Annotated in this window: 22 protein-coding genes; 12 read left to right on the forward strand and 10 right to left on the reverse strand. The window is 67.5% G+C overall.

Annotated features, from left to right (window positions below):
* Nucleotides 1–21 precede the first annotated feature (21 nt).
* The 4 genes from ABNQ40_RS02015 (at nt 22) to ABNQ40_RS02030 (ending at nt 3,797) form a co-directional block, all read left to right on the forward strand.
* Nucleotides 22–1,137 (forward strand): FAD-dependent monooxygenase, encoded by a 1,116-nt coding sequence (locus ABNQ40_RS02015; RefSeq protein WP_109048776.1) that lies wholly within the window; start codon nt 22–24, stop codon nt 1,135–1,137.
* A gap of 126 nt (nt 1,138–1,263) precedes the next feature.
* Nucleotides 1,264–1,791: a helix-turn-helix domain-containing protein gene (locus ABNQ40_RS02020; RefSeq protein WP_109048775.1), complete on the forward strand. Its 528-nt coding sequence runs from the start codon at nt 1,264–1,266 to the stop codon at nt 1,789–1,791.
* A gap of 64 nt (nt 1,792–1,855) precedes the next feature.
* Nucleotides 1,856–2,458, forward strand: a complete 603-nt coding sequence (locus tag ABNQ40_RS02025) for a TetR/AcrR family transcriptional regulator (RefSeq protein ID WP_109048774.1) — start codon at nt 1,856–1,858, stop codon at nt 2,456–2,458.
* Nucleotides 2,459–2,543: 85 nt separating this feature from the next.
* A complete protein-coding gene (locus tag ABNQ40_RS02030) occupies nt 2,544–3,797 on the forward strand; it encodes a YbfB/YjiJ family MFS transporter (protein ID WP_109048773.1) in 1,254 nt (417 codons plus the stop codon).
* Here ABNQ40_RS02030 and ABNQ40_RS02035 read toward each other — a convergent pair.
* Complete coding sequence (locus ABNQ40_RS02035) at nt 3,746–4,696, reverse strand: LysR family transcriptional regulator (protein WP_109048772.1); 951 nt, start codon at nt 4,694–4,696, stop codon at nt 3,746–3,748. The two genes, ABNQ40_RS02030 and ABNQ40_RS02035, sit on opposite strands and share 52 nt — an antisense overlap.
* A gap of 90 nt (nt 4,697–4,786) precedes the next feature.
* Between ABNQ40_RS02035 and ABNQ40_RS02040 the strand changes: the two genes are divergently transcribed.
* Both ABNQ40_RS02040 and ABNQ40_RS02045 read left to right on the forward strand, forming a co-directional pair.
* Entirely contained in the window at nt 4,787–5,806 is a 1,020-nt protein-coding gene (locus ABNQ40_RS02040; RefSeq protein WP_109048771.1) for an NADP-dependent oxidoreductase, read from the forward strand.
* 223 nt (nt 5,807–6,029) lie between these two features.
* Entirely contained in the window at nt 6,030–6,422 is a 393-nt protein-coding gene (locus ABNQ40_RS02045; RefSeq protein WP_391345421.1) for a GNAT family N-acetyltransferase, read from the forward strand.
* A 13-nt stretch (nt 6,423–6,435) separates the two neighbouring features.
* Here the strand turns inward: ABNQ40_RS02045 and otnI are convergent, their stop codons facing one another.
* The gene (gene otnI / locus ABNQ40_RS02050; protein WP_109490812.1) at nt 6,436–7,218 is read right to left on the reverse strand and encodes a 2-oxo-tetronate isomerase; all 783 of its coding nucleotides are present in this window, start codon (nt 7,216–7,218) and stop codon (nt 6,436–6,438) included.
* Between the two features lie 95 nt (nt 7,219–7,313).
* Nucleotides 7,314–9,521, reverse strand: coding sequence for a methyl-accepting chemotaxis protein (locus ABNQ40_RS02055; RefSeq protein ID WP_391345423.1), 2,208 nt, complete (start codon nt 9,519–9,521; stop codon nt 7,314–7,316).
* Between the two features lie 418 nt (nt 9,522–9,939).
* On the opposite strand from ABNQ40_RS02055, the gene ABNQ40_RS02060 reads away from it, so the two are divergent.
* From ABNQ40_RS02060 to ABNQ40_RS02080, 5 genes are all read left to right on the forward strand, one after another.
* Complete coding sequence (locus ABNQ40_RS02060) at nt 9,940–10,629, forward strand: MOSC domain-containing protein (protein WP_109048768.1); 690 nt, start codon at nt 9,940–9,942, stop codon at nt 10,627–10,629.
* A 223-nt stretch (nt 10,630–10,852) separates the two neighbouring features.
* The gene (gene aspA, locus ABNQ40_RS02065; protein ID WP_109048767.1) at nt 10,853–12,268 is read left to right on the forward strand and encodes an aspartate ammonia-lyase; all 1,416 of its coding nucleotides are present in this window, start codon (nt 10,853–10,855) and stop codon (nt 12,266–12,268) included.
* Nucleotides 12,269–12,399: 131 nt separating this feature from the next.
* Nucleotides 12,400–13,680: a dicarboxylate/amino acid:cation symporter gene (locus ABNQ40_RS02070; protein ID WP_109048766.1), complete on the forward strand. Its 1,281-nt coding sequence runs from the start codon at nt 12,400–12,402 to the stop codon at nt 13,678–13,680.
* Nucleotides 13,681–13,779: 99 nt separating this feature from the next.
* The gene (locus tag ABNQ40_RS02075; protein WP_109490811.1) at nt 13,780–15,630 is read left to right on the forward strand and encodes an ATP-binding protein; all 1,851 of its coding nucleotides are present in this window, start codon (nt 13,780–13,782) and stop codon (nt 15,628–15,630) included.
* Entirely contained in the window at nt 15,603–16,958 is a 1,356-nt protein-coding gene (locus ABNQ40_RS02080; protein ID WP_109048765.1) for a sigma-54 dependent transcriptional regulator, read from the forward strand. Before ABNQ40_RS02075 ends, ABNQ40_RS02080 begins: the two co-directional genes overlap by 28 nt.
* Nucleotides 16,959–16,984: 26 nt before the next feature.
* Here the strand turns inward: ABNQ40_RS02080 and ABNQ40_RS02085 are convergent, their stop codons facing one another.
* The 4 genes from ABNQ40_RS02085 to ABNQ40_RS02100 all read right to left on the reverse strand — a co-directional run bounded on the left by ABNQ40_RS02085 (nt 16,985) and on the right by ABNQ40_RS02100 (nt 20,559).
* Nucleotides 16,985–17,572, reverse strand: coding sequence for a zeta toxin family protein (locus tag ABNQ40_RS02085; RefSeq protein ID WP_109048764.1), 588 nt, complete (start codon nt 17,570–17,572; stop codon nt 16,985–16,987).
* Nucleotides 17,569–17,811, reverse strand: a complete 243-nt coding sequence (locus ABNQ40_RS02090; RefSeq protein ID WP_109048763.1) for a hypothetical protein — start codon at nt 17,809–17,811, stop codon at nt 17,569–17,571. Before ABNQ40_RS02090 ends, ABNQ40_RS02085 begins: the two co-directional genes overlap by 4 nt.
* 118 nt (nt 17,812–17,929) lie before the next feature.
* Entirely contained in the window at nt 17,930–18,874 is a 945-nt protein-coding gene (locus tag ABNQ40_RS02095) for a hypothetical protein (protein ID WP_109048762.1), read from the reverse strand.
* A 368-nt stretch (nt 18,875–19,242) separates the two neighbouring features.
* Nucleotides 19,243–20,559: an amidase gene (locus tag ABNQ40_RS02100; protein WP_109490810.1), complete on the reverse strand. Its 1,317-nt coding sequence runs from the start codon at nt 20,557–20,559 to the stop codon at nt 19,243–19,245.
* Between the two features lie 333 nt (nt 20,560–20,892).
* On the opposite strand from ABNQ40_RS02100, the gene ABNQ40_RS02105 reads away from it, so the two are divergent.
* Nucleotides 20,893–22,449, forward strand: coding sequence for an FAD/NAD(P)-binding protein (locus ABNQ40_RS02105; RefSeq protein ID WP_247879664.1), 1,557 nt, complete (start codon nt 20,893–20,895; stop codon nt 22,447–22,449).
* Nucleotides 22,450–22,475: 26 nt separating this feature from the next.
* On the opposite strand, the gene ABNQ40_RS02110 is transcribed toward ABNQ40_RS02105, so the two are convergent.
* Genes ABNQ40_RS02110 through ABNQ40_RS02120 form a run of 3 tightly spaced genes read right to left on the reverse strand, consistent with a single transcriptional unit; the run spans nt 22,476 to nt 24,942 of the window.
* Entirely contained in the window at nt 22,476–23,180 is a 705-nt protein-coding gene (locus ABNQ40_RS02110) for an aspartate/glutamate racemase family protein (RefSeq protein WP_109048761.1), read from the reverse strand.
* A 13-nt stretch (nt 23,181–23,193) separates the two neighbouring features.
* Complete coding sequence (locus ABNQ40_RS02115; RefSeq protein ID WP_109048760.1) at nt 23,194–24,021, reverse strand: ABC transporter permease; 828 nt, start codon at nt 24,019–24,021, stop codon at nt 23,194–23,196.
* 3 nt (nt 24,022–24,024) lie between these two features.
* Nucleotides 24,025–24,942 carry an ABC transporter permease gene (locus ABNQ40_RS02120; RefSeq protein ID WP_109048759.1) on the reverse strand — a complete coding sequence of 306 codons (918 nt, stop codon included), beginning with the start codon at nt 24,940–24,942 and terminating at the stop codon, nt 24,025–24,027.
* Between the last annotated feature and the right edge of the window lie 3 nt (nt 24,943–24,945).

Raw genomic sequence — 24,945 nt, forward strand, 5'->3', positions numbered from 1 at the left:
GCCCTGCTTGAAGGAAAAGCCATGAAGACCCTGCGTGTGAGGATCGTCGGCGGATCGGTCGGCGGCCTGTTTGCCGCCGCCCTGCTGCGGCAGGAGGGGCACGATGTCCGCCTGTATGAGCGCTCCAGCGGCGGGCTGGCCGGCCGCGGCGCCGGGCTGGTCGGTCAGCGCGACCTGTTCGCACTGCTGCGGGCGGTGGGCTGCGAGCATGTGGCGCAGGTCGGCGTCGTCGCCCATGAGCGCATCTTCCTCGACCGCGCCGGAGAAATCCGGCAACGGCAGGCGACGCCGCAGATGCAGATCTCCTGGGACCATCTGTACGCCACGATGCGCAGCAAGGTGCCCGACGACAGCTATGTCCTGGGCCGGGCCGTCCTGGCTGTGGAGCAGGATGGCGCCACGGCGACCCTGCAATTCGACGATGGCAGCCGGGAGGAGGCCGATCTGGTGATCGGTGCCGACGGGCTGGGGTCCATCGTCCGCTGTGCGGTGGTGGGCAGGCACGCCGCCAACGAGTATGCCGGTTATGTCGCCTGGCGCGGGCTGGTTCCGGAACGCGAACTGCCGGCGGAGTCCGCCATCCTGCTGGACCGGTTCGCCTTCTTCGACATGCCGCAGTCGCACACGCTCGGCTATCTGGTCACCGGGCCGGCGGCGGAGACGGCGGTCGGGCAGCGGCGCTACAACTGGGTCTGGTACAGACGCGTGGCGGCGGCCGAGCTGCCGGTGCTGCTGACCGACGCCAGGGGACGCCACCACCCCCACTCGCTGGCGCCGGGGCAGGTGCCGGAGCCGGTGGCGGCACGGCTGCGGCAGGACGCGGCGGACCGGCTGCCCCCGCCCTTCGCCGCGGCCATCGCGGCGGAGCCCCGCCCCTTCCTCCAGGCCATCTTCGATTACGAGGTGCCGGCGATGACGCGCGGCCGGGTCGCTCTGCTGGGCGATGCCGCCTTCGTGGTCCGTCCGCACACGGCGATGGGCGTCGCCAAGGCGGCGGGGGACGCGATGGCGCTCGCCCGGCAGTTGTCGAACCATCGGGACATCGAAACTGCCCTCCAGGCCTACAACGAGGAACGCCACCCAGCCGGGGCCGCCATCGCCGCCTACGGACGCCGGCTGGGCGCGATGCTGGAGTGAGCATCATACCAAGGGATAGCAGCCGTAAAGCCATGGGTCGATGTGGGCGACCCCAGCGTGCGATTCCGCCATGTGCCCCAGACGAGCGAAGCTTCCTGCACGCCATGCCATGCAGGGAGCCCTCCGATGCTTCAGCCCGCAACCGCCGACGACAGGATGGTCGCCACGCTGGTGACCCGCGCCCTTGCGGTGCTGGACCATGACCCCGACGGCGCGCGGCGCTGCCTCGACCGGCTCGCCGCCCTGTTCGCCGGCCGGCGGGACGAGCCGGCGGCCGTCGCCGCACCGTCGCCATCCAGGGGTGGCCTGACCTCCTTGCAACTCCACCGGGTCACCGGGCATATCGAGGCCAACATCGCTCAACCGATCAGGGTGGAGGCGCTGGCTGCCCTCGTCGGGCTCAGCAGCGGGCATTTCACCGCCGCCTTCAAGGCCAGCACCGGCGAAACGCCCCATTCCTACGTCATCGGGCGCCGCGTGCATCTGGCCCAGCGCCTGATGCTGGAAACCGCCGAGCCGCTCTGCCAGATCGCCTGCGCCTGCGGCTTTGCCGATCAGGCCCACCTGACGCGCCTGTTCGGGTCCAGGGTCGGGCAGACGCCACTGCGCTGGCGCAAGGCAGGGCAGCGTTTGCGCAACACCAAAACTCCTTGACCCCGGACCGTCCCACCCTGATTTTAGATCAGACGATCTAAAATGAATTCGGGAGGCGGAAGCGATGGCTCGGCCGCGGAAGTTCGACGAGACGGCGGTGCTGGACGCGGCGGTGGACCGCTTCTGGACCCAGGGCTTCGAGGCGACCTCCACCCGGGAACTGGCGGAGAGCATGCAGATGACTCTCGCCAGCATGCACAACGCCTTCGGTGACAAGCGGGCGCTGTTCCGCCGCTCGCTGGAGCATTACCTGGACGGTTCCCTGCGCGCCCGCATCGCCCGGCACGAGGCGGCACCCTCCCCGGCCGCGGCCATCGCCGGCTTCCTGCGGGAAAGCATCGAGCGCTCGCTCGGTGACGGCTGCCGGCGCGGCTGCCTGCTGGTCAACTCGGCGCTGGAGGTCACGCCGGCCGATCCGGAGATGCGCGATTACCTGAACGCCGAACTGGCGACCATCGAGGATTTCTTCCGCCGCTGCATCGTCAAGGGACGGCAGGGCGGTGAGATCCCCGCCGGCATCGATGCCGACGACGCGGCGCGCCTGCTCTTCTCCTGCCTGCTGGGCATCCGGGTGCTGGCCCGCGTCCGCCCCGAACGCAGCCTGCTGGAGGGGGCGGCCCGCGCCGCCCTCGCCACCCTCGGCCTGCCGCCGATGCCGGACATCTGATCCCACCCTCCGATCTACATTCCCGAGATTTCCCGATCAACCGGGCGGGCCGCAGCCGCGGCGCCGTCAACAGGGACGCACGCCCATGAGCACGACCTCCGTTGGTGCGAAGGATCACCTCGACAGTTCCGCCTGGATGGCGACATTCGCCGGCATGGCCGGCAGTCTCGTCGCCATCGGCCTGGCACGCTTCGCATACTCCCCGCTGGTCCCGTCGCTGATCGAGGCGCACTGGTTCTCCGCCGGTGACGCCGTGACGCTGGGGGCGGCGAATTTCGCCGGCTATCTGGCGGGCGCCCTGCTCGGCCGGCCGCTGGCCGGGCTGCTGCCGAACCGGGCGCTGCTGCGGTTGCTGATGCTGGCGACATCCCTCGCCTTCATCGCCTGCGCCTATCCGCTGTCGCTGGCCTGGTTCTTCGGCTGGCGCTTCGTTTCCGGCCTCGCCGGGGGCGCCATCATGGTGCTGGTCGCGACCAGCATCCTGCCCCATATCCCTGCCTCGCGACGCGGCTTCGTCAGCGGCATGATCTTCCTCGGCATCGGGCTTGGCATTGCCGCGTCGGGTACCGCCGTGCCGGCGCTGATGCGGCTCGGCCTGCACGAGACGTGGCTCGGGCTTGGCGGTCTGTCGCTGCTGCTGACCGCCCTGTCCTGGTTCGGCTGGCCGGCCTCGGCGCCGCCCCAGGGAATCGCCGCCCCGGCAGTCGAGCATGCCCCGAAGCATGAAGGGGGTGTCCTGCGCACCCTCTACGGCGAATATGCGTTGAACGCCCTCGGGCTGGTGCCGGTGATGCTGCTGCTGGTCGATTACGTCGCCCGCGGGCTGGGCCATGGCGCGGACACCGGCGCTTTCTATTGGGTCCTCTATGGCGTCGCTTCGGTGGCCGGGCCGGTCGCCGCCGGATCGCTGGCCGACCGGGTCGGCTATGCCGCAGCCTACCGCATCGCCCTGCTGCTCCAGGCGGTATCCGTCGCCATCCTGGCGGCCAGCGGCAATCCGGTGGCAGTCGGGGCCGCGACACTGGTCATCGGCGCCCTGACGCCGGGCGTGGTTCCCCTGGTGCTGGGCCGCATCCACGAACTGCTGCCGCACAGCCAGACCGAACAGCGCGCGGCCTGGAGCCGGGCCACCACCGCCTTCGCCTTGTTCCAGGCGCTGGGCGGCTATGGATACTCCTATCTCTTCACCCACAGCGGGCAGAGCTATGCCGCCGTCTTCCTGTGCGGCGCCGTCGCCCTGACGGTTGCGCTGGGCGCCGACATCCTCGTCAACGCCCGCCGCCGCCGTCACTCCGGAAAGCGGGCCGAGAAGCCGACCGCCGCCGTCATCCGCTCCTGAAACGCCTCCTGCAACAGGGTCAGGAAGGCGCGCACCGCCGGGTTGGTGCGGCGGCTTTCCGGCCAGAGCGCGGTGATGTTGTGCCGCTCGACGGCGAAGTCGGACAGCACCGGGACCAGTTCGCCGCGCGCCACATAGGGGGCGGCGATGAAGGTGGCGGCGATGCCGATGCCGCCGCCGGCCGCCAGTGCGGCGACCAGCGCGTCGCTGACATCGACGACGATGCCGGACGGCGGCACGACCTCGACCAGACGCTCGCCGATCCGGAAGGGCCAGCGCAGCGTCTGCCCCGTGCTCTGGAAGCGCAGGCTGACGGTGTCGTGCCCGTCCAGCCCGTCCGGGTGCACCGGCGTGCCGCGGGCCACCAGATAGGCCGGCGAAGCGAAGCAGCAGAGCCGGTGCGGCGCCAGCCGGCGCGACAGCAGCCGTGAATCCGCAAGCTCGCCGATCCGCACAGCGACGTCGATCCCCTCCTCGATGAGGTCGACCATCCGGTCGTTCAGGCGCAGATCGACCGACACCTTGGGGTGGAGCCGCCGGAACGCCGGCAGCGCCGGTGCGATGACATGGACGCCGATCGGCAGCGATGCCGCGACCCGCAGCGTGCCCGAAGGCTCCGAGCGCGCGGCCATCGCCGCCTGCTCGATCTCCTCCGCGTCGCGCAGCAGCCTCAACGCCCGCTCATGCAGGTCCCTCCCCTCCGCCGTCAGCGTCAGTGAACGCGTCGTCCGGGAGAACAGCGACACCCCGAGCCGCTGCTCCAGCCGCTGCACGCTCTTGCTGACGGCCGAGGGCGACACAGACAGCGAGCGGGCGGCGGCGGTGAAGCTGCCCAGCGTCCCGGCACGGGCGAAAGCAATCAGGCCGGTCAGCCGCTCAAGGACGATTTGTTCCTTCATGGCATGAGTGAAGCGATATCAAGGCCGATTATCAATCCAAAAACCGTCTGCCATATGGTCATCCGGTCCTGAAACCCTGGAAAGGAGACCATGATGAGCGAGACGATGAAAGCGGTCCGGCTGCATGCCTTCGGCGGTCCGGAGGTTCTGGTTTACGAAGACGCGCCGAAGCCCGAACCGAAGCCGGGCGAGATCCTGATCCGCGTCCACGCAGTTGGCATCAACCCTCCCGACTGGTATCTGCGCGACGGCTATCGGATGCTTCCGCCCGAATGGCAGCCGCAGGTCTCCTTCCCCGTCATCGTCGGGACGGACGTTTCCGGCATTGTCGAGGCCGTCGCCGACGATGTGCGCACGCTGGCGCCCGGCGACGAGGTCTATGCGATGATCCGTTTTCCCGCCGGTCTCGCCGGGGACAGCCGGGCCTATGCGGAGTATGTCATCGCACCGGCAACGGATGTCGGCCGCAAGCCGGCCGGCATCGACCATGTGCAGGCTGCCGCCGCCCCGATGTCGCTGTTGACCGCATGGCAGTTCCTGATCGATCTGGGCCACGACGAACCGAACCCGCTCCAGCCGCACCAGCACCGGCCGGTCCCGCTCGACGGCCGGACCGTGCTGGTGAACGGGGCCGCCGGCGGTGTCGGGCATCTGGCGCTTCAGCTTGCGAAATGGCGGGGCGCACGCGTCATCGCCGTCGCCTCCACCCGGCATGAAGCGCTCCTGCGCGACCTCGGCGCCGACGAGGTCATCGATTACACCAAGGTCAAGGCCGAGGAGATGGTGCGCGGGGTCGACCTCGTCGTCGATGCGGTCGGCGGTCCGTCCTCCGCCCGGTTCCTGAAGACGCTGACGCGCGGCGGCACCCTGTTCCCGATTTTCCCGCTGGGCCTCGACGCCGCGGCCGAGGCGGCGGAGCGGGGCGTCACGGTTTCGGCAACACAGGTCCGCTCCAACGGCGCGCAACTGACGGAGATCGCCGGGCTCCTCGACAACGGCTCCCTCCGCGTCGTCATCGACAGCGTCTTCCCCCTCGCGGACGCCCGTCTGGCCCACGAGCGTGCCGCGAAGGGCCATGTTCAGGGCAAGATCGTGCTCACCGCCGCCTGAGCGGGCGTTCCCGCCACGCATTGTCCGCCGGATTCGCTTGATGGTTGTGAGCGGATGCCAAAACGACCAAACTGATTCGAACCCAAGCTCAAGCCCAGGCTTGCAACCTGCTTCACACACGCACCATTCTGTGACCGCAGCAGGTATGAGAATGCGGATACCGAGAGGACGCGACGTGCAGTCAGAGATTGTTGAGATTTCCGAAGGACAGACTGAAGCGGCCGTGCCGGCCCTGCAGGTTCTGTGGCCGAAATACGATGCGGCGCAGATGACCCGCATCATCGACACGGAGTTGCGGCCGAACGGCTACCGCCTCGTCGGCATTATTCCCGAAGCGGGCGGCCCGGCGGCCTGTGTCCTGGGCTTCCGCCTGCAACATTCGCTGTGGCTGGGGAAGTCCCTCTACATCGTCGACATGGCGACGCTACCGGACTATCGCGGCCGCGGCTATGCCGCCCTCATCCTCGACTGGGTGAAGGCGGAGGCCGAACGGCTGGACTGCAAGGCGTTGCATCTCGACTCCGCCGTCGGTCCGGAGCGCAGCAGCGCCCATCGCGTCTATATGGGCAAGCGCTACCAGATCGCCTGCCACCACTTCGTGCACAAGCTGGGCTAGCCCCGCGGGACCGTCACCGGGCCGCTGCGCGATACGGGGCGAACCAGCCGAGCCCGTCGAGCGTGGCGGCGCGCGGCCGGTATTCGCAGCCGACAAAGCCGCCATAGCCGAGCCGGTCCAACTCGGCAAACAGGAAGGGCCAGTTCAGCTCCTCGCCGTCCGGTTCGTTGCGCGACGGGACGGAGGCGATCTGCACGTGCCCGACCAGCGGCATCAGCCGGCGCAGCGCCATGGTCACGTCGCCATGCAGGATCTGCCGGTGGTAGAGGTCGAACTGGAGCCGGATGTTGGGCAGCCCGGCCTCGGCGATCAGCCGTTCGGCAAGGCCGAAATCGTTCAGGAAATAGCCGGGCATGTCGCGCCCGTTGATCGGCTCCAGCAGCAGCTCGATCCCGCGTTCCGCCAGCACCTCTCCGGCGTGGCGGACGGCCCGCCGGTAGGCGTCGAGCGCCGCCGGATCGGCGGAGTCGGCCAGCCCGGCCATCATGTGGAGACGCCGGCAGCCGGTTGCCCCGGCATACTCCAGCGCCGTGGCGACCGCCGCACGGAACTTGTCGAACCGGTCCGGCAGGGCGGCAAGCCCGCGCTCCCCGGCTGCCCAGTCACCGGGCGGCATGTTGAACAGCGCCTGGGTCAGGCCGTTGCGCTCCAGCCGCTGCGCCACCGCGTCCGGTGCATGCTCGTAGGGAAAGAGATATTCGACCGCCCGGAACCCGGCATCGGCGGCGGCGGCGAAGCGGTCCAGGAACGGCCACTCCGTGAACATCATCGTCAGGTTCGCGGCAAAGGCGGGCATGGCGGCGGTGAACTCCCACAGGCTGCTGGCGGTGTCCGGAGCCTGCATCATAGGGCAATCTCCGGGCAACCGCCGGCTTTCTGCGGAAGGCCCGATCAAGCCGCCCGGATGCTGGTCAGGAAGCTCTCAAGGTTCGTCCGCAACGTTTCCGACTGGTACGCCAGTTCGCTCGCCGCGCCCAGAACCTGGGCGGCGGCGGCACCGGTATGCCCCGTCGCTTCCATCACCTGCTGGATGTTGCGGGCAACCTCCTCCGTCCCTGCCGCGGCCTCGGTGACGCTGCGGGTGATCTCCCCGGTCGCAGCGTTCTGCTCCTCCACCGCGGAGGCGATGGCCGCGGTGATCTCGTTCATCTGGCGGATCATGCCGGAATTCACGCGGATCGCCTCGACGACCCCGCCGGTAGCGGCCTGAATGGCAGAGATTTGCCCGGTGATCTCGTCGGTGGCGCGGGCGGTCTGTCCAGCGAGGCTCTTCACCTCGGCGGCGACGACCGCAAAACCCTTGCCGTGCTCGCCGGCGCGGGCAGCTTCGATGGTGGCGTTCAATGCCAGCAGGTTGGTCTGCCCGGCAATGGTGGAGATCAGGGCGACCACGTCGCTGATCTTTCTGGCGGCGTCAGCCAGCCCCTGCACGGTGGCGTCGGTATGCTCGGCCTGCGCAACCGCGTCGACGGCGATGGACGAGGACCGGGTGACCTGCCGCGCAATCTCCTGCAGCGACGCCACCATCTCCTCGGCGGCGGTGGCGACCGTCTGCACGTTGGCGGAGGTTTGCTCCGCCGCACCGGCCGATGCGGTCGACTGACGGTTGGTCTGCTCGGCCGTCTCGTTCATCTGGTGCGCGGTGCTGTCCAGTTCGGTGGAGGCGGAGGACACCGTGCGCAGGATGCCGGCGACGGTTCCCTCGAACTCGGCGACCAGCCGGTCGACCGTGGCCGAACGGGCCTCCTTGCGCTGCTGCTCTGCCTTCTGTTCCGCCTCCAGCCGCCGGGCCGTGACCGCATTCTCCCTGAACACCGTCACCGCGGCGGCCATGGCGCCGATCTCGTCCTTCTGGCCGGCAGCCGGGACGACGACGTCGAGATTGCCGGAGGCCAGTTCCCGCATCGTGCCGGTCATGGCGGTCACCGGCCGCGTGATCGCACGGCTGATCAGGCCGGCGCAGAGCAGGCCGGCCAGAAGTCCACTGGCCGATAGCAGAACGATCAGCATCTCCGTGCTGACGATGTCGGCCAGGGTGGACTGGCGGATTCGATCCGTCTCCGCCAGGGCGCTCCGGCTGATGGCCTCGGCCTCTTCGGTAACGGCTGTGCCGGCCTGCGTCATCTCACCGTTGATCAGCGCATTGACGGTATGGCTCAGTTCCTTCGCCCGCATGAAGGCCGCATGGTAGCGCGACACCATGGCCTGGAGGTCCTTCACCTTCACCGCATACGGGCGGTCGGCGACCGCGACGGCCAGCTCCTGGAGGACCTTGGCGAGCGCGGTGAAAGCCTCATCCGCCTTCCTGGCGGACTCGTCGTCGTGCCGGGCCAGCATCTTGTTGGCGGACAACCGGCCCACCATCAGAAATTCCATGCTTTCCCAGGCATGGGCGACCGAAGCGCCATCACCTGCCTTGGCGGCATCGTCGCGGATACGCTCCAACTCAACGCGAGCGTTCAGTCCCAGCGGATCCAGGGTATCCGTCACAAGCCCCATCAGTTCATGCTGCATCGGTGCGACCCGCTGAAAGCCGTCCACATAGAGCCGGAGCTGGGTCTTGGCGCGATTGAGCCTGGATTTCAGATCGGGATCGCTGACGAGCCCATCGGCCGTCTCGAAACTTCCGCGCAATCTTTCCATGGCTTGGCGGGCCATCGTTTCGCGGCTGGCATTGCCGCTCAACGCGAATTCACGCACGGCGCCACGCATGGCCAGCACCTCCATCTCGATGTTGGAGGCCACATCCATGATCGAGACGCAGTGGTCATAGGTTTCGAACTGATGGGAGATGTTGCTGAAAGACAGATAACTCCGTCCCGCAAGTCCCACCATGATCAGCAGCACGGCCCCGAAGCCGATCGCGATCTTCCGTCCGATCCTGATGTTCGCGAACAGTCCGCCCGCAGGGGCCGCCCCTGTAAACCCGGTCATTTCACCCCCCATGCGCATATGTATCCAGGTCTCAGGCCGGCGTGCACCAAATATGCCACTTTGGTGGCGCGAAAACGGCACGAAAGTCTTATTTTCGAAGACTAGGCGATACGCAGTCGTATGCGCGGCTGCGCGATGTGGTCCGGTGTTATTTTTGCACTGCAAGCAAATTTCTCATGGAATATGAAAAGATATTGACCTTTCACCAATAATGAAAAGATAGAAAATTTTTAACAAACGGTGTTTCAATATTTTATCGAATTCTATGATACTATAGTTAGATGAATTTCTTTAATTTTTGCCGATAAATTCTCCAGAATTTATTTCATTGGTTAATTCTCTAATATATTAAAAATAACTGTTTAATCTCCCAATGAATGCATCTCCCTCGCATTTTCGCCACGCAAATTGCAAGAAATGGCCTTCTGCCTGCGGCTCAATTCGCAGGATAAAAAAACTACGGCGTGCCCCGCATTGCTGGCCTGCCGCGGCGACACCTTGGCGGATACCGGGCGGACAGCGATAAGGGGGGCCTTGCAAAAAGCCCCAGCCGGGCGGTAATCACGAAAGCGGAGAAGGGCCGATGACCAAGTCCACCATGCTGAACGCAGTCCTGACCGGCAAGGCGGTTCCGTTCGGCCGGCCGGACACGCTCAGTGCCATCGGCAAGCATCCGGTCGATGCCGCCATCGCCATCGGTCCGGCCGGGCTCGAGGGCGACGAACAGGCCGACCGCCGCAACCATGGCGGGCCGGACAAGGCGATCCACCATTATCCGTTCGACCATTACGCGGCATGGCGCGGCGACCTGCCAGCCCCCTGCCCGCTGCTGGAGTCCGTCGGTGCCTTCGGCGAGAACCTCTCGACGCTTGGCTTGACGGAGGAAACGGTCTGCGTCGGCGACATCTTCCGCATCGGCACGGCGACGGTGCAGGTCAGCCAGGGACGCCAGCCCTGCTGGAAGCTGAACCACCGCTTCGGGGTTAAGGATATGGCGCGGCGGGTACAATCCACCGGCCGGACCGGCTGGTATTATCGCGTCCTGGAGCCGGGCATCGTCGCCACCGGCGACGGGATCGCTCTGGTCGAGCGCCCGCTGCCGGACTGGCCGCTGGCCCGCATCCTGCGTGCCTTCTACCACGACACCGGCGACCTCCCCACGCTCGCCGGCATTGCGGAGCTGGAGCCGCTTGCCACCGGCTGGCGCACGCTGGCCCAACGCCGGGTGGAGAGCGGCAGGGTGGAGGACTGGTCCAACCGCCTCGGCGAGTAATCCGGCGCGGGAAGTCCGCCCGGCCCGTTCGGATTTCCGAACGCCCAGAGGCGGGCCACGTTCGGAAATCCGAACGTTCGCAGCTCTTACCAGCAATCCTATCCAAAAAGATCAATGGCTTAGGCCGCGACGTCCTGTCAGCCCGCGCTGGCATGGCGGTTGCTCCTGATTGGTTGCGTCCCGCGCAGACGGGACGGTCTCAATCAAGGGAGCGAAACGTACGATGCCTGCCACAACGCGCACCGAACACGACCTGCTGGGCGACCGCGAAATCCCGGCCGATGCCTATTACGGCGTCCACACCCTGCGCGCTGTCGAGAATTTCCCGATCACCGGCACGCCGATTTCCCACTACCCCGATCTGGTCCGCGCGCTCGCCGAGATCAAGATGGCAGCATCCCGCGCCAACCACGAACTCGGGCTGCTGAATGGCGAGCGGGCCGACGCCATCGCCGCCGCCTGCCGCGAAATCCGCGCGGGCAAGCTGCACGACCAGTTCGTCGTCGACGTGATCCAGGGCGGCGCCGGCACCTCGACCAACATGAACGCCAACGAGGTGATCGCCAATCTGGCGCTGGAGATCCTGGGGCATGGCCGGGGCGACTATGCCCACCTGCACCCCAACGAGCATGTCAACATGAGCCAGTCGACCAACGACGTCTATCCGACGGCGCTGAAGCTGGCGACCTACACCGGCATCTTCCGGCTGGTGGAGGCGATGGGCCATCTGCGCACCGCCTTCCAGCGCAAGGCCGACGAGTTCCGCGACATCCTGAAGATGGGCCGCACCCAGTTGCAGGATGCCGTTCCGATGACGCTGGGCCAGGAATTCTCGACCTACGCCGTCATGCTGGCCGAGGATGAGGAGCGGCTGAAGGAGGCCGCCCTGCTGATCCGCGAGATCAACCTGGGCGCCACCGCCATCGGCACCGGCATCAACGCCCATCCGCAATACGCGGCACTGGTCTGCCGCCGTCTGGCCGAGATCAGCGGCGTGCCCGTGGTCACCGCCCCCAATCTGGTGGAGGCGACGCAGGATTGCGGCAGCTTCGTCCAGCTGTCGGGCGTGCTGAAGCGGGTGGCGGTGAAGCTGTCCAAGACCTGCAACGACCTGCGCCTGCTGTCCAGCGGCCCGCGCGCCGGCTTCGGCGAGATCAACCTGCCGGCGCGTCAGGCCGGCTCGTCGATCATGCCGGGCAAGGTCAATCCGGTGATCCCGGAGGTGCTCAACCAGATCGCCTTCGAGGTGATCGGCAACGACATGACCGTCACCTTCGCCGCCGAAGCCGGTCAACTCCAGCTGAACGCCTTCGAGCCGATCATCGCGCACAGCCTGTTCAAAAGCATCACCCACCTGCGCCAGGGCTGCCTGGTGCTGGCCGACCGCTGCGTCGACGGCATCACCGCCAACCGCGACCATCTGGAAGCGGGCGTGCGCAACTCCATCGGCATCGTCACCGCGCTGAACCCCTACATCGGCTACGCCAACGCCACCGAGGTGGCCGCCGAGGCCCACCGCACCGGCAAGGGTGTCGCCGAACTGGTGGAGGCGCGCGGCCTGATGACCGCCGCCGCCCTGGCCGAGGTTCTGCGGCCGGAGGTGCTGACCCAGCCGCGGCTGCTGGCGACCGCCGGCTGACCTTTTCCGCCACCCGGCCCCGTTTCCGGTCCTCTCTCCAGACATGGACGGCGGACCAGGGGGCCGGTTCCCATCGACCGCAACCCGGCCGGCGCTGACAGGCGGGCGGGACAAGGTGAGGTAACAGGACCATGAACAAACAGACGACGCTGATCATCGCCGCCATGCTGCTGGGCATCGTCACCGGCTATGTCTGCAACAGCCTGTTCGACGCGGCCTCCGCCAAGGAGATCGCGGGCTATTTCGCGATGGTGACGGACATCTTCCTGCGCCTGATCAAGATGATCATCGCGCCCCTTATCTTCGCCACCCTGGTCGCGGGCATGGCCGGCATGGGCGACGCCCGCACCGTCGGCCGCATCGGCGGCAAGGCGGTGGGCTGGTTCCTGATGGCGTCCTTCGTGTCGCTGTTCATCGGGCTGATCTTCGCCAACCTGCTGCATCCGGGCGCCAATGTCGGCGTGCCGCTGCCCGACGTGGCGGCCAGCGCCGGCCTGAAGACCTCCGCCCTGAACCTGAAGGATTTCCTGACCCACGTCTTCCCGCGCAACTTCTTCGAGGCGATGGCGAACAACGAGATCCTGCAGATCCTGATCTTCTCGGTCTTCGTCGGTCTCGCCATCGGCCAGCTGCGCGACACCAAGGCCGGCCTGCTCGCCCGCTCAATCGAAGAGGTCGTGCCGGTGATGCTGAAGGTCACCGACTATGTGATGCGCTTCGCCCCCATCGGCGTCTTCGCCGCCGTCGCCAACGTGGTGACCACCCAGGGGCTGGGCGTGCTGCTGGTCTACGGCAAGTTCATGGGCAGCTTCTACGTGGCGCTGGCGGTGCTGTGGGCGGTGCTGGTCTTCGCCGGCTTCGTCGTTCTGAAGGGTGACGTGTTCCGCGTGGTCAAGGCCATGCGCCAGCCGATGCTGCTGGGCTTCTCCACCGCCTCCAGCGAATCCGCCTATCCCCGCGTGATGGAGGAGCTGAAGACGCTCGGCGTGCGCGAGCGGGTGATCGGCTTCGTGCTGCCGCTCGGCTATTCCTTCAACCTCGACGGCTCAATGATCTACACGGCCTTCGCGTCGCTGTTCATCGCCCAGGCCTATGGCATCCCGCTGACGCTGGAACAGCAGATCGTCATGCTGCTGGTGCTGATGGTGTCGAGCAAGGGCATCGCCGGCGTTCCGCGCTCCTCGCTGGTGGTGGTGGCCGCGGTGCTGCCGATGTTCCACCTGCCGGAAGCCGGCGTGCTGCTGATCATGGGCATCGACCACTTCCTCGACATGGGCCGCACCGCCACCAACGTGCTGGGCAACGGCATCGCCACCACGGTGGTCGCCAAGTGGGAGAACGCCATCGGCACCGGGGACGAAGCGGAGGAGGAGGCCGGCACGGCTCTGCCCTCTCCGGCCGCGGCCGAGTAACGGACGAGCGCTCTGAAAAAGCGGCTCGGAAGACGGGCGGGCAATGGGACGGGGGCTTCTGCTATGATGCGGGGGCCCCTCTCCCTGCCCGCCCTTTTCATGCCCGCCGCCAGACGCCTCCGCACCATCGGCCTTCTCCTGCCGGCGCTCGCCGGTCTGGCCCTGCTTGCCGGCGTCGTGGGCTTCCGCATCAGCGAGGGGATGGGCCTCGCCGCGTTGCAGGAGACCGGGCACCACCGGCTCGACCTCTATGCCGAGAGCCTTGAGCGCGAGATCGACAAATACGCCTATTTCCCGGCGACACTGGGGCTGGAGCGCGATGTCCTCGACCTCGTCGCCGGACGGGCGCCGCTGGCCTGGGGGCTGAACCGCTATCTGGAGCGGCTGAACGAGCGGGCCGGCACCCTGTCGATCTATGTGCTGAACCGCCAGGGCCGGGTGCTGGCCGCCAGCAACTGGAACCGCCCGGACAGCTTCATCAACGAGGATTTGTCCTACCGCCCCTATTTCATCGAGGCCGCCGCCGGCCGCCAGGGCCGTTTCTTCGGGGTCGGCACCACGCGGGGGGAAGCCGGCTATTACCTCTCCTCCCCTCTCACGGAGGATGGCGCCATCGTCGGCGTGGCGGTGGTGAAGGTCAGCCTGGAGCAGCTGGAGCAATCCTGGTCGACGGTCGAGGCGCCGGTGCTGGTCGCCGACGAGAACGGCGTGGTGATCCTCGCCTCCGTCCCCTCCTGGAAATTCACCACCCTGCGGCCGATGGACGAGGCGGCCCGCCGCCATTTCGACCAGACCCTGCAATACAACGCCCGCCCGCTTTCGCCGCTGGGGCTGATGCGGCAGGAGCGCATCGCCGCCGACGCCGAACTGGTGCGCCTCTCCCGCCCTGCCGAGGGACAGCTGGAGGAAACCGTCTTCCCGGTGTCCGGTGGGTTCCTGGCCCAGACGGCCCCCCTGCAAGGCACCGGCTGGACGATGACCGTGCTGTCGCCGGTCGATCAGGTGACCGGCATGGCCTGGACCCGCGCCGCCCTCGCCGCGATGGGCAGCGCCGTCCCCGGCATTCTGCTGCTGATGTGGGTGCAGCGCCGCCGCCACCTGCATGAGCTTGAACGCAAGGTGGAGGAACGCACCCGCAACCTGCGCGCCGCCCAGGACGAGCTGGTCCATGCCGGCAAGCTGGCGGTGATCGGCCAGCTCTCCGCCGGCTTGGCGCATGAGCTGAACCAGCCGCTGGCGGCGCTGCGCACCCTGTCGGGCAACACGGTCAAGTTCCTCCAGCGCGGCAATCTGGAGGCGGCGCAGGGCAACCTGGATCGCATCGCCCATCTGGTGGACAGCATGGGAGCGCTGACCAGCCAGCTGAAATCCTTTGCCCGCAAATCCTCCGGCGCCCCCCGCCCCATCGCGGTGCGCCGGCCCATCGACAATGCGCTGTTCCTGCTGGACCAGCGGCTGCGGCGGTCGGGTGTCGCCGTGCAGGTCGATGCGCCGGAGGATGTCGCGGCACTCTGCGATCCCAACAGGCTGGAGCAGGTGCTGGTCAATCTGGTCGCCAACGGCCTGGATGCGCTGGCCGGTCGGACGGGGAGCAGGCTGACGCTGACCGCCCGGACGGAGGGCGACCGGGTGCGTATCGAGGTCGCCGACAACGGTCCCGGCCTGCCCGCCGAGGTGCTGCCCCGCCTGTTCGAGCCCTTCTTCACCACCAAGGAGGCGGTGAAGGATGGAACCAAGGAGGGAAGCGGCGGGCTCGGCTTGGGGCTTGCCATCTCGGCCGGGATCGTGCGTGACTTCGGCGGCGCCCTGACCGGGGCGAACGGTCCGGATGGCGGAGCGGTCTTCACCATCGACCTTCCCGCCGCCACCCTGCCCACCGACCCGGCCTCAATCCTTGCCGCCATACAGGCCGGAGAGCTCATATGTCCGACCCTGCCGCCACCGCCCTGAAGGGCCCTCCCCTGAAGGTCCTCATCGTCGAGGATGACCCCAACGTCAGCCTCGGCTGCCAGCAGGCGCTGGAACTGGAGGACATCCCGACGGAGGCGGTGGACAGCGCGGAGAAGGCCCGCCGGCTGGTGGCCGAGGGCTTTCCCGGCATCGTCGTCACCGACATCCGCCTGCCGGGCATGGATGGGATGGCGCTGCTGGCCGACCTGCTCGCCACCGACCCGGATCTGCCGGTGGTGCTGATGACCGGCCATGGCGACGTGTCGATGGCGGTGCAGGCGATGAAGCTGGGCGCCCATGACTTCATCGAGAAGCCTTTCTCCCCCGACTATCTGGTCGAGGTGGTGCGCCGCGCCCTGGACAAGCGCCGTCTGACGCTGGAGGTGCGCGACCTGCGCGCCCGCCTGCAGAACCGCGACAGCATCGAGGCACGGCTGGTCGGCGGATCGCCGCAGATGGCACGGGTGCGCCGGCTGATCGGCGAGCTTGCCAGTTCGGCGGCCGACATTCTGATCCATGGCGAAACCGGCTCCGGCAAGGAGTTGGCCGCCCGCTGCCTGCACGACGCCAGCCCGCGGCGCGGCGGCAACTTCGTCGCCATCAATTGCGGCGGCCTGCCGGAAAGCCTGATCGACAGCGAGATCTTCGGCCACGAGGCCGGAGCCTTCACCGGAGCCGGCAAACGGCGCATCGGCAAGGTGGAGCATGCCAGCGGCGGCACCCTGTTCCTCGACGAGATCGAGAGCATGCCGATGCCGGTGCAGATCAAGTTCCTGCGCGTGCTTCAGGAGCGCACGCTGGAGAGGCTGGGCTCCAACACCCCCGTCCATGTCGATTGCCGGGTGATCGCCGCGACCAAGGTGGATCTGCGCGAGCTTGCCGACCGCGGGCAGTTCCGCGCCGACCTCTATTACCGCCTGAATGTCGCCAATCTGCCGCTGCCGCCCCTGCGCGACCGGCGCGAGGACATCCCGCTGCTGTTCGAGCAGTTCACGCTTCAGGCCGCCGCCCGCCACGGCCGCCCGGTTCCACCGCCGGACGCCGAGCGCATGCGCCATCTGATGGCCTATGACTGGCCGGGCAACGTGCGCGAGCTGCACAATGTCGCCGACCGTTGCGTTCTGGGCATCGAACAGGGCTTTCCCCCCTTCGCGACCGTCCATCCCGCCGCCAACCGCCCTTTGGCCCAGGCGGTGGAGGCCTTCGAACGCGCCCTGATCGCCGACACCCTGCGCCGCACCGACCACAGCCTCGCCCGCGCCGCGGAAGAGTTGCAGGTCGCCAAAACCACGCTGCACGACAAGATCAGGAAATACGGCCTATCTTAGAGCGGATGCGAAGAAGCACGTTACTCCTAGGATGTTCTGAAAGCCTGTGGAATGGCTTCGGCGGCCCAGGCCGGAAGAATCGGAGCCAGCTTGATTACCCGTTCCATTTCGAGCTTCAACAACAGGCGACGCTTTCCACCGGAATTGTCGAATACCCAGGTTCTGTGCGCTATCGCAACAGCGTCAGCCAAGGCTGCCATGCTGCGACCATATCGGCGCAGAATGGCCTCCTTCGGAACGTCATGACCGCCGAGGAGAACGCGCGTCCGGACGCGCGCGGCGGAGATCGCGACATTGCCAATGCCGACGAAGATAAGATTGACCTTGTAACCGGCCTCTCGGGCGCGCCGCATCAATGCCAGTTCGCTCTTGCCCGTCAGCGTCGTTTCCATGGCGAAGGTTTCGCTGCGGTTCAGGTAGCCGTCGCGAAGCTCCAAAGCGATGCGGCCGGCCCGCATGTGGGCCGAGATGCTGTTCACGTCGTTCGGATCGAGATCGCGCGCGATATCATCGGCATTGACGAAAGGAATTCGTCCAATGAAGAAGCGGCGTGCGATGGTCGACTTGCCGGAACCGTTCGGACCGGCAAGCACCCAGATCTGTGGCTGGATCATTTTGCGAGCGGTGAGACCAAGCGTTCGTCGCCTGTCGAGAAATCGACCAGTTCCGTCCGACCGTCCGGATACTCCTTGATCATGCACCCCGGCAGCGTATCGTCCCTGGTGTAATAGACGGGCACACCGGCGCGAAGTACCCGCCGCATTTCCGCCCCGTCATCCTGCTCCAGCTGGGATTCGAACAGACGCTCCTGTTCCGGGGTCATCCTGTCCAGCATGCCGGGTGTCAGGTCCATCTCTCGGTATCCACCGCAGTTCCTCGATCACAATGAAGAGTAGGACTCTGCGTTGGGATGACAAAGCAGATTGTGGGAGGGCCGCGCCCTCCCATCGGCTGGGAGGGCGCGGGACCGGTCAGGCGGCGGTGTCGAGAGGAACGCCGTCGGTGCCATGGCCATGGGTCTCGCCATGCATCTGCCCGTGGCCGGGGTCGAGGTGCAGCGACTGGACGGTATCGACGAACTCGTCGACCGCCGCCACCACCTCGGCATTGCCGGTGACCGCGCTGTCGCCGGAGGCATAGTGGTTCAGGAAATGCTGCCAGATGGCGCTGCCGCCATCAGCCGCGGCCTGACCGGTACCGGCATCGGCCGAGCCAGCGGTGCCCGAGCCGTCATGCTGTGCGATCAGGCGGTCGTGCCAATGCGGCGCGTCGCCAGTGCCGGTCTTGGCGTCGTCGTTCGCCGTCGTGGTGGAAGTGCTCCCATTGGACGTTTCGGTGGACGTGCCGGTGTCCGTCGTCGTATCGGCCGTCCCGGTGTGGCTGTTGGCGTCGGTCAGATGTTCCTGGTGCAGCACGGCGCGGACCTGCTGCAATACGCCCTGGACGGTGGCGGTACTTTCGCCGGTGGCGTCGGCCAGCACCTTCACCAGCGGATCGGCCGGCGGCTGATGCGTGGTCGTGTCGGTGGTGTCGGAAGTCTTGCCGGTGGCGGCCTTGTCCGTGGCCGACGCGTCACTCGTCGACGTGTCACTTGCCGTGCCGTCGGTCGTCGCCGTATCCGTCGCCGTGCTGCCGCTCTTGGCGTCGGCGATGGCCTTTTCGACCGCGACGTAGGCAGCCTTCAATTCGGCGACGGCGCTGTCCGACAGCGTCGGAGCGCTGTGCCCGACAATGGTATCGTCCGTCATGTTCCCATTCGTGCCATTGGTGACGGCATCGCCCTGGGCGTGCTGGTGCTGAAGCTGGTGGTCCCGGAACTCGGCGACTGCGCTGTCGGTGGTCGTGACGGAGGAGGTCGGCGCAGTGGCCTTGGACATCACGGACTTGAGCGTATCAGTGGCGAAGTTGGTAGCCATAGGAAGTCTCCAAGCATTTCAGCCGATCGCCACCCGGCATTCTTGGCGCCAATATTCCCGGCGCCAGCGGATGGCATCCGACCATCACGCATGATGATCGTCGGCTCTCGTCTGCAGTCGTCATCCGACCGCCGGCAGACAATAAGTGCGCGTTTTCCGCAAATTGTACCGGATTCTGTCTGTCGCCACTCTTTGACACCGCTTGTGACGATGAGTGGTCATTTGGGAGTCAGGAATCAGTTATCTATAACCACTCACGTCTACTCTTTTAACATGACGTGCGTCCACATGGGTGATACGCACGGGGCCACGATTCCTGCGCGGAAAATTCACGGCCCCATCATGGTCACAGCACATCTGGCGCAGGCTTACCCCAGCAGCGCCGCTTCGATCCCGGCGGCGATGCCCAGCAGGCTGCGGTCGCCGCCGCGCCGGCCCATCGCCATCAGGCCGACCGGCAAACCATCAGCGGGAACCGGCAGGGAAATGGCCGGCAGGTCGAACAGGTTGGCGACACGGGTGTTTCGCAGCAGGGCCAGATTGACGCGGTGGAAGGCCGCATCGTCCAGCACGTCGGCGATGGTGGGCGCCGTCATCGGCGCCGTCGGCAGCAGCAGGACGGGATGGCGGGTCAGCCGCTCGTCCATCAGGCGGATCAACGCGGCGCGGCGGTGCTGCATGCGGACATAATCGGCGGCGGGCGCCTTGCCACCGGCCTCGATCCGCGCGCGGGTCTTCGGGTCGATGCCGTCGAGCGCCGTGATGCCGAGATCGGCGAGGGTCGCCGCCAGCTCGATGGCGGTGAAGACGCCGATGCGGTCCAGTTCCGCCAGCGCGTCGAGTTCCGCCTCGATGGACCCGTCGACGACCTGCGCCCCGGCCGCCCGCAGCCGGTCGAGCGCCGCCTCGAAGGCGGCGGCGACGGCAGGTTCGGTCCCGTCGAACAGCCGCCCGCGTGCCACCAGGAAGGATTGCCCAACTAGGGACAGCGGGGCCAGCGGCGCCGGGTTACCGTCGGAAAGGATGCTGTCCAGCAGCGCGGCATCCGCGACCTTGGCGGCAATCGGCCCGATCGCATCCAGCGTCGGCGACAGCGGAAAGGCCCCGTCCGACGGCAGGCGCCCGGCGGACGGCTTGAAGCCGACCGCACCCGACAGCGCCGCCGGAATGCGCAGCGACCCGCCGGTGTCGCTGCCCAGCGCGATCTCCGCCATGCCGTCGACCACCGAGATCGCCGCCCCGGACGAGGAGCCGCCCGGCACCCGCGAGCGGTCATGCGGATTTCCGGGATTGCCGTAATGGGGATTGATGCCGACCGCGGAAAAGGCGAATTCGGTCATGTGGGTCCGGCCGACGATGACCGCCCCCGCGGCACGCAGCCGGGCCACCGCCCTGGCATCGCGCCCGGCGGCCGGACGGCCGCGCAGAATGGCGGAGCCGGCCGCCGTCGCATCGCCCGCCACGTCGAACAGCGCCTTCACCGAGACGATCCGCCCGTCGAGCGGCCCCAGCGAGCGACCCGCCGCCGCCCGGCGGTCGCTGGCAGCCGCCGCGGAGCGCGCCTCCTCCGCATAGATCTCGGTGAACACCATGGCACCCTGCCGTTCCGGATCGGCAATCCGGGAAAGCGCCGCTTCCAGCCGGTCGCAAGCGGAAGCGTGGGGGGCGGGCTGGACGGACGGCATGGACATCGGGCGTGCTCCTAATCGGTCTTGCAACAAAGCTGCGCGGTGGCGGCGGTGCCCGAACGCATGTGCCATATCGGTGCGGGCTTGGCGACAGCGATGATGCGGGGCAACATGCGTAAAAAACCGGCAAATCCCTACTTTTGGAATAGTGTTTGCCCTTCGGCCGATGGCGCGTGTCCCCGGCGCTGTGATATTCAGGGCAGAACGAAGCGGACCGAGCAGACACACGGCCGACGCGAGTCCCCTCTTTCAGCAATAGCCTGAAGGGTTCGGGGAACAGATGCCAACGGCCGGCCTTTTCCGGAATGACTCACGGAAGGACGGACTTCGATGCCTGCAACGCCTCACTTCCATCGCCCTGGGCCTCCCCCCGGCGGCACCCCGCCGAATGACTTCCACCAGCCCCGCCAGATCGCCATCGTCGGCGCCGGCTTCACCGGCAGCCTGCTGGCCGCCCACCTGCTGCGCGGCGCCCAGGCGCCGCTGGTGGTGCATCTGATCGAATACGGGCACCGGCCGGGCACCGGCGTCGCCTATTCCACACCGAACGGCACGCATGTGCTGAACGTCCGCGCCTACAACATGAGCGCCTATCCCGACGATCCGCGCCATTTCCTGCGCTGGCTGTGGAGCCGCGCGGACGGGCCGACGCCGGACGAGCCGATGCCGCCCAGCGGTCATGCCTTCGCCTCCCGCGCGCTCTACGGCGCCTATATCCAGGATGTTCTGGCGGAGGCCCAGGCCGAGGCGCCCGCCCATGCCCGGCTGAACCTGATCCGGGCAGAAGCGGTGGATGTCCGCACCGAAACCCCGTCTGGCAGCCGGCCGGCGGTGCATGTGCGGCTCGGCGACGGGCGGGTGGTCAGCGCCGACACCGCCGCCCTTTGCATCGGCAATTTTCCGCCCTCGCCGCCCTGTCTGGCGTCTCCGACCGCGGACGAGGCCTTCACATCGGACCGCTTCATCGGCGACCCGTGGGATGCCGCTGCCATCGGCACCATAGACCGGGATGCTCCCGTCGCCATCCTCGGCACCGGGCTGACCATGGTGGACACGGTGCTGTCGCTGCTCGACCAGGGTCATAATGGGCCGGTCACCGCAGTGTCGCGCCGCGGCCTGCTGCCGCTGCGCCATGAGGAGACGCGGCCCTACACCTCCTTCCTGCATCCGGACGTGCTGCCCAGCACGGTTCTCGACGTGTTGATCGCCCTGAAGGCCGATGCCCGGCGGGCGGGCGCGGCCGGCTATGACTGGCGGTCGGCCTTCGACGCGCTGAGGCCTCACCATCACCGCATCTGGGCGCATCTGCCGATGGAGGAGCGCCGCCGCTTCCTGCGCCACGCCCGTCCCTTCTGGGAGGTGCATCGCCACCGCATGGCCCCGCAGGTCGCCGACCGCATCGCCGCCGCCCGCGACAGCGGCCAGCTGAGCATCCTGCCCGGCCGCCTGAAGGACGCCGCCCTGACCGCGTGCGGCCTGGAACTGACCGTCGCCGAGCGGGGCGGCGGGGCGGAGCGACGGCTGACGGCCAGCGCGCTGATCAATGCCACCGGCACCAACTGCGACTACACCCGCATCCGCCACCCGCTGGTGCGCTCGCTGCTCGACCGCGGCCTCGCCCGTCCGGACGAGTTGCGGCTGGGGCTGGACGTGACGGAAGGCGGAGCGGTGATCGCCGCGGACGGCACGCCGTCGCCGCGCCTGCTGGCGTTCGGGCCGGTCGCCAAGGCGCCCTTCTGGGAAATGACGGCCGTGCCCGAACTGCGCAGCCAATGCGCCGAAGCGGCCCGCCGTATCCTGAACGGACTGGCGGGCGGCGCGATCTCGGCCCAAGCGGGGTTGCCCGGCATCGCGGCACCGGACTTCCCGGAACCGCTGCCGTTGTAAGCTGCCGTTGTAAGACGGCGGAGGGGTCAGCGCGCCTTGGGCAGCGGCGGCGCATAGCCGCCGACCTTGCTGGTCCGCAGCCCCAGGGCGGCCAGCCCCTCCACCAGCTTCACGGCGGCGGTGACTCCGTCCACCACCGGCAGGCCCATCTCATCGCTCAGGGACCGGGCGAGGTCGGCCATGCCGGCGCAGCCCAGCACGATGGTCTCGGCGCCATCCTGCTCCACCGCCCGGCGGATTTCCGCCCGCACGCGCTCGACGGCACCGGACGCCGGATCCTCCAGCGCCAGCACCGGCACGCCCGCCGCACGGATGGTGCAGCGCCCGGCCATGCCGTAACGTTGCGCCAGCCGCTCCAGCGCCGGGACGGAACGGGCCAGCGTCGTCACCACGCTGAACCGGCCGCCCAGCAGCCCGGCGGTCTGCATCGCCGCCTCGCAGATGCCGACGACCGGTGCGGTGGCGAAGCTGCGCGCGGCGTCCAGCCCGACATCGTCGAAGCAGGCGATCACCGTGCCGGCGAGGACGCCGTCGCGCTGCTGCCGCTCGATCTCGGCCAGCATGCCGGGAACGGCCAGCGCCTCGTCGTAATAGCCCTCGATGCTGGCCGGGCCGCCCGGCGGGTTGGTGGCGACGATCTCGGTGCCGGTAGCCGCGACGGTGCGGGCGGCGGCACCGATCCGCGCGGTCATCGAGGCGGTGCTGTTCGGGTTGACGACCAGAATGCGCATGTCTTGAAAGTCCTCAGTGGCCGCTTCGGCGCAGGCGGCGGCGGCGCAGCGCGATCAGGCCCAGGAAGAACAGGCCGATCACGGTGAAGGAGAAGACCGTCGTCAGCGACCCCAGCGCATAGAGCACCGGCGTGGTGACGTTAGTGGTCATGCCATAGATCTCCAGCGGCAGCGTATTGAAGCTGCCGGCGGTCATCAGCGTGCGGGCGAACTCGTCATAGGACAGGGTGAAGCCGAACAGCCCGACGCCGATCAGGCTGGGCAGCAGGATCGGCAGCACCACATGGCGCACCGTCTGCCAGGGCGTGGCGCCCAGGTCGCGCGCCGCCTCCTCATAGGCCGGGTTGAAGCGGTTGAAGATGGCGAAGACGATCAGCAGGCCGAAGGGCAGCGTCCAGGTCAGGTGCGCCCCCAGCGCCGAGCTGTACCAGGACGGTTCCAGCCCCAGGATGTTGAAGAACAGGCCGATGCCCAGGCTGACCAGGATCGACGGCACGATCAGGCTGGCGACCGCGAGATAGAACAGCGCCCCGCTGCCGCGGAACCGGCGGCGGAAGGCAAAGCCGGCCAGCACCGAGAACAGCACGGTCAGCACCATCACCATCAGCCCCAGCGCGATGGAGCGGCGGAAGGACCCGCCGAAATCGCCCACCGCCTGCTGTTCGAACAGGTTGCGAAACCAGTGCAGCGAGACGCCGTTCATCGGGAAGGTCAGGCCGCCTTCCGGCCCCTGGAAGGACAGGATCAGGATGGTCGCGGTCGGGCCGTAGAGGAACAGCACGAACAGCGCGAAGAAGGCCCCCAGCAGGTAGAAGGACAGGCCGCGACGGGAGGTGCTCATCTCTCACAGCTCCTTGCGGATGTCGACGATGCGCAGCATCGCCACCACCATGATCAGGACGACGGCCAGCAGGACCACAGCGTTGGCGGCGGCGGCCGGGTATTGCAGCAGCGAGATCTCGTTGGCGATCATCAGCCCGATGGAGGCGCTCTGCCCGCCGCTCATCAGCCGCACGGTGATGAAGTCGCCCATCACCAGCGTGACGACGAAGATGGAGCCGATGGCAATGCCGGGCTTGGTCAGCGGCAGGATGACGTTCCACAACGTCTGCACCGCACTGGCGCCGCCGTCGCGCGCCGCCTCGATCAGAGCGCGGTCGATGCGCATCATCGAATTGAAGATCGGCACCACCATGAACAGCGCATAGAGGTGAACGAAGGCCAGCACGACCGAGAAGTCGGAGAACAGCAGGAACTCCAGCGGCTGGTCGATGATCCCGGCGGAGATCAGGCCGGAATTGAGCAGCCCGTTGCGCCCCAGGAACGGGATCCACGAGATCATGCGGATGATGTTGGAGGTCCAGAACGGAATGGTACAGACCAGGAACAGCACCATCTGCCAGGTTGTCGACCGCACATGGAAGGCCAGGAAATAAGCGACCGTGAAACCGATGCCGAGCGTGATCGCCCAGGTCAGTGCGGCATATTTCAGCGTGTTCAGATAGGTCTTCCAGGTGACCGGCGAGGTCAGCAGCTCCGTGTAGTTGGTCAGCACGAAGTCGGGATAGATGCGCACGCTGTCGTAATCCCAGAAGCTGACCGCGACGATGGTCAGGATCGGCACCAGCAGGAACAGCAGCAGCGTGACGGTCAGCGGTGCCGCCTGGAGATAAGGCGCCACGCGCGGCAGCAGGCGGCGACGCCGCACCCTGCCGGCGGCGGCCGTGACGGACGGTCGGGACGTTTCGGCGGTCAGGGTCATCGG

It is taken from the genome of Azospirillum sp. A23 (genome assembly GCF_042938965.1).
GTDB lineage: Bacteria > Pseudomonadota > Alphaproteobacteria > Azospirillales > Azospirillaceae > Azospirillum > Azospirillum melinis.

Excerpts from the sequence above, each read along its gene's own strand:
- ABNQ40_RS02015 (WP_109048776.1), top strand. The coding sequence starts at position 22 with ATGAAGACCCTGCGTGTGAGGATCGTCGGCGGATCGGTCGGCGGCCTG.
- ABNQ40_RS02020 (WP_109048775.1), top strand. The coding sequence starts at position 1,264 with ATGCTTCAGCCCGCAACCGCCGACGACAGGATGGTCGCCACGCTGGTG.
- ABNQ40_RS02025 (WP_109048774.1), top strand. The coding sequence starts at position 1,856 with ATGGCTCGGCCGCGGAAGTTCGACGAGACGGCGGTGCTGGACGCGGCG.
- ABNQ40_RS02030 (WP_109048773.1), top strand. The coding sequence starts at position 2,544 with ATGAGCACGACCTCCGTTGGTGCGAAGGATCACCTCGACAGTTCCGCC.
- ABNQ40_RS02035 (WP_109048772.1), bottom strand. The coding sequence starts at position 4,696 with ATGAAGGAACAAATCGTCCTTGAGCGGCTGACCGGCCTGATTGCTTTC.
- ABNQ40_RS02040 (WP_109048771.1), top strand. The coding sequence starts at position 4,787 with ATGATGAGCGAGACGATGAAAGCGGTCCGGCTGCATGCCTTCGGCGGT.
- otnI (WP_109490812.1), bottom strand. The coding sequence starts at position 7,218 with ATGCCCGCCTTTGCCGCGAACCTGACGATGATGTTCACGGAGTGGCCG.
- ABNQ40_RS02060 (WP_109048768.1), top strand. The coding sequence starts at position 9,940 with ATGACCAAGTCCACCATGCTGAACGCAGTCCTGACCGGCAAGGCGGTT.
- aspA (WP_109048767.1), top strand. The coding sequence starts at position 10,853 with ATGCCTGCCACAACGCGCACCGAACACGACCTGCTGGGCGACCGCGAA.
- ABNQ40_RS02070 (WP_109048766.1), top strand. The coding sequence starts at position 12,400 with ATGAACAAACAGACGACGCTGATCATCGCCGCCATGCTGCTGGGCATC.
- ABNQ40_RS02075 (WP_109490811.1), top strand. The coding sequence starts at position 13,780 with ATGCCCGCCGCCAGACGCCTCCGCACCATCGGCCTTCTCCTGCCGGCG.
- ABNQ40_RS02080 (WP_109048765.1), top strand. The coding sequence starts at position 15,603 with ATGTCCGACCCTGCCGCCACCGCCCTGAAGGGCCCTCCCCTGAAGGTC.
- ABNQ40_RS02085 (WP_109048764.1), bottom strand. The coding sequence starts at position 17,572 with ATGATCCAGCCACAGATCTGGGTGCTTGCCGGTCCGAACGGTTCCGGC.
- ABNQ40_RS02090 (WP_109048763.1), bottom strand. The coding sequence starts at position 17,811 with ATGGACCTGACACCCGGCATGCTGGACAGGATGACCCCGGAACAGGAG.
- ABNQ40_RS02095 (WP_109048762.1), bottom strand. The coding sequence starts at position 18,874 with ATGGCTACCAACTTCGCCACTGATACGCTCAAGTCCGTGATGTCCAAG.
- ABNQ40_RS02100 (WP_109490810.1), bottom strand. The coding sequence starts at position 20,559 with ATGCCGTCCGTCCAGCCCGCCCCCCACGCTTCCGCTTGCGACCGGCTG.
- ABNQ40_RS02105 (WP_247879664.1), top strand. The coding sequence starts at position 20,893 with ATGCCTGCAACGCCTCACTTCCATCGCCCTGGGCCTCCCCCCGGCGGC.
- ABNQ40_RS02110 (WP_109048761.1), bottom strand. The coding sequence starts at position 23,180 with ATGCGCATTCTGGTCGTCAACCCGAACAGCACCGCCTCGATGACCGCG.
- ABNQ40_RS02115 (WP_109048760.1), bottom strand. The coding sequence starts at position 24,021 with ATGAGCACCTCCCGTCGCGGCCTGTCCTTCTACCTGCTGGGGGCCTTC.
- ABNQ40_RS02120 (WP_109048759.1), bottom strand. The coding sequence starts at position 24,942 with ATGACCCTGACCGCCGAAACGTCCCGACCGTCCGTCACGGCCGCCGCC.